We start from the raw sequence: 3,670 nt of genomic DNA on the forward strand, positions 1-3,670 counted from the left end.
CAGGGGCTGGCAAAACCATACCTTGCAAATCCTTCTCCCTGCTAGCCGAAGAACTTCGAGACAGATCAACGGCTTACGGGTTGTTCAGGGCGGACCACCTAGAGCGGCCCTCATTCCCATTGGAACCTTCAGTGTCATTCGAATTCGAGGACGGTCGCCCAGTTGCAGATCGCTGGCGGGACATCGTTCGCAATGTGAAGGAGGAGTACCTCTCCACCACGCAGGAATACCCCTGGATTGTCGGTTTTTCAGGAGGTAAGGACTCGACAGTTGTTGCGCACGCGGTCTTCGAAGCACTGCTCGCCATCCCACCTTCGCGGCGGACCCGGCAGGTGCACATCGTCTCCAACGACACGATGGTGGAGAGTCCCTTGGTCATGGCACATCTCGATGATGTGTCGCACCTCATTGAAGGCGCGGTCGACAGCTTGGAATTGCCTATCACCGTCGCCCGTACCAAGCCGGACTTGGATAAGACGTTTTGGGTGTTGCTCATCGGAAAGGGCTATCCGAGTCCAAATTCGCAGATGCGGTGGTGTACCGACCGCCTCAAGATTCAGCCCACGAGCACCTACATCCGCGAAAATGTGTCCCAGTACGGAGCTGCGATTGTGGTGCTTGGTGTTCGTCGCACCGAGAGCATCCGCCGGATGCAGACCATTAACAAGTACGAGAACGTCCGCGGCACCAACCTCAACGAGCATGCCAGTGTCACGGGGGCGCTCATCTTCCGGCCCATCGTGGACCTGTCCACCGATGACGTCTGGGAGATTCTGGGTTCCTTCCCAGCCCCTTGGGGAGGGACACACCGGAAGCTGTTCCAGCTATACCGCGACGCCGAAGGCGGCGAATGTCCAGTAGTGCTCAGTAAAGAAGAAGCGCCCGGCTGCGGCACCAAGAACAGTCGCTTTGGCTGCTGGACCTGTACCGTCGTCGAGAAGGATAAAAGCCTGCAAGGCTTCATTGACTCAGGCCAGCACGCGTACAAACCGCTAGTCGCCTTCCGCGACTGGTTGGTCGACATTCGTAATGACCCGACACGTCGCAGCGCGATTCGCCGAAACGGACGCCTAACCTTCGATGTCTCAGGCAAGCACATACCAGGCCCGTTCACCATCCAGGCGCGACGAGAGATTTTGGAACGGCTTCTGCAGGTACAAGAAGAGTTCGGTGCTCCACTCATCAGCGAGGAAGAAGTGGACCTTATCCATAAGCTTTGGGCGGAAGACTTGCAAACAGAAGAGGGGCTTGCCAATGTCTGAGGATCACCAAGAAGAAGCTGGGGTCGCAGACCTACCGTTGTGGGCCGACGCCGACGCCAACATTCGGCTCTCGGCGGTCTGCGAAAAGTACAAGGTTCCCCTTGACGTTCTCACAGAGCTTGTCTCGCTTCAGCGCGAGCGGCAGCACCAAGAACGAGCCCATGGCATCTTCATGCGGTTCGAGGAAATCCTCGGAAGAATGGATTGAGGGAGACGCATCTTGTGGATTTCCAAGATTGAACTGACTAACTTCAAAAGTTACCCCCACGCCGAGCTCAATTTCCCTGAGCCAACTGCGGGACGCAACATCGTCCTCATTGGTGGCATGAACGGGTACGGCAAGACGTCCATCCTTGAAGCACTGTACCTCGCCCTCTACGGCAAGGACGCCATCATTCACTTGGCGCGCGCCGGGCTAAAGACCGATGACGTCAAGGGCTACCCAACCTTCTTGGAACGCGCTTTCAACGGTGAAGCCAAGCGCGATGGGCAGGACTCGATGTCGGTTCGAGTGGTCATCAACCGGACGAAGACCAAGGCCATCGACATTCGCCGGCGCTGGTACTTCAAAAGCGTGACCGGCTCGTGGACCCGTGACGAAGAAGCCGTAGTGCGCGAGGTCTTCCGTGACGTCCCGGACACCCCGAGGAAGGACGGAAAGAACGGCTTCCTCCTCTCTGACATGCTGGACGACCACTTCGTGCCAGCGCACATTGCCCCGTTCTTCTTCTTCGACGGTGAAGAGGTGAAGAAACTGGCGGACCAGGCGCGCATTGAGCAGGTCAAGCAGGGCCTGGAGGGGTTACTGGGCATCGTGCTTCTTCGCCAGCTTGCAGACCGCCTCAAGGACTTCGAGGCCGGGAAGCGTTCGACTGTGTCCAGCGTCGATGAGGAGAACATTCAGCGGATGCTTGAGTTGCTGACCGCAGATGAGACGCGTCTTGCCGAATTGCAGCGTGACTCGTCTGAAAGCGCTGAAAAGCTGACCCAACTGAAAGGCGAGCGCGAATCGTTCATCGAGCGCATCACGGCGGCTGGCGGCGGTGGCGGCGACATAGCCACGGTCAAGGACCTAGTCGAAGAGCGTGAAGGGCTTCGCAATGCCCAACGCGACGTCCAAAAGCAGCTGGAGCGCATCCTTGCAGACAAGCTGCCGTTCCACCTGATGCCTCGCGCGCTGCTGACCGAGTTCAAGTCGCAGCTTGAGAGCGAAATCGCGTTGGCTGAGTGGGAAGCAGAGTGCCGGTCGCTCCAGCCTAAGCGCGACAAGTTCGAGTGGGCCTTCCTCGGCGCCAGCACGCCAGAGTTCCAGCCGGGTCTGACCGCTGAGCAACTCGCAGTAATCAAGGCGCGCATTGAGACCGCATGGGCTTCCCTGTTTCATCCGCCGCCTACCAACTGCGCCGAGACGGTAGTTCATGGTTACTTGCATGACGAGCTGCGTGAACGTGCATTGTCGTTCCTGGGCTCCCTGTCGGTTGGCCAGCAGGACGTCCACGACCTACTTTCTCAACAACGCAGTCTGACTGAGCAGATTGACGATCTTGGCCGCAAGATTTCACGCGTTGAAGGCATCGACCGCGATGGCACGCTAGCGACTTTGAAGACCGACCTAAAGCGTGTGTCCGATGAAATTGACACGTTGGAGGCGCACATTCGCTCCGAAGATCGAGAATTGGCGAGCCTCGAAGTTGCGGTCAATAACACAAAAGCGCGGTACATCCAAGAGAAGAAGCGCCTCGAAGATACAAGCCCGACACGCAGCCTGTTAAATAAATCGGAGCGCGTGCGGGCCGTGATTGATGAGGTTGTGCCGATGCTGTTCCCGCTTAAGGTGCAGGCGCTTGCGACGGCTATGACGAAGGTCTACAAGCAACTGGCGCACAAGGACCAGGTAGCCAAAATCGTCATCGAGAACGACGGTACTACCCGCATCCTAGGCAAGACCGGAAAGGACATCGTCTTCGACCGCTCGGCTGGCGAGAACCAAATCTTTGCCACGGCGCTCATTGCAGGCTTGGCGCAGGTGTCCGGTGTCAAAGCTCCGCTGGTCGTCGATACCCCGCTCGGTCGCCTCGACAGTCGCCATCGCGCCAACATTTTCGAGTTCTGGACGAAAGATTCAAACCGGCAGGTCATCTTGCTGTCCCAGGACAAGGAAATCGACACCGATTTCTACAAGCGAATCAAGGGCAACGTATCGGTCACCTACCTGTTGGACCACACGGACGTTGGTGACGGCATTGGCCGCACAACCGCCAAGCGCGACAAGTATTTCGGAGCCAACCGATGAGCGACCTCGACCTCCAACAAGTTCTTAGAGCGTGTTTACGATCTCCCCCGACAATCCTGGGGTGAAAAGAAAGCCATACCCAAGCGACATCAGTAGAGAGAAGTTTGCCGAGATC

The 3,670-nt window shown here is 57.6% G+C and carries 3 protein-coding genes; all 3 read left to right on the forward strand.

What is annotated here, in order from left to right:
- Positions 1–131: 131 nt before the first annotated feature.
- From dndC to dndD, 3 genes are read left to right on the forward strand one after another with little or no spacing between them, the layout of a single operon-like run.
- The gene (gene dndC, locus AX018_RS24370) at positions 132–1,262 is read left to right on the forward strand and encodes a DNA phosphorothioation system sulfurtransferase DndC (protein ID WP_111882819.1); all 1,131 of its coding nucleotides are present in this window, start codon (positions 132–134) and stop codon (positions 1,260–1,262) included.
- Complete coding sequence (locus AX018_RS26060; protein WP_111882820.1) at positions 1,255–1,470, forward strand: DNA modification system-associated small protein; 216 nt, start codon at positions 1,255–1,257, stop codon at positions 1,468–1,470. The genes dndC and AX018_RS26060 overlap by 8 nt, the downstream gene beginning before the upstream one ends.
- A 12-nt stretch (positions 1,471–1,482) precedes the next feature.
- Positions 1,483–3,555, forward strand: a complete 2,073-nt coding sequence (gene dndD, locus AX018_RS24380; RefSeq protein ID WP_170146349.1) for a DNA sulfur modification protein DndD — start codon at positions 1,483–1,485, stop codon at positions 3,553–3,555.
- Positions 3,556–3,670 lie beyond the last annotated feature (115 nt).

The organism is Paracidovorax anthurii (assembly GCF_003269065.1).
Lineage (GTDB): Bacteria > Pseudomonadota > Gammaproteobacteria > Burkholderiales > Burkholderiaceae_C > Paracidovorax > Paracidovorax anthurii.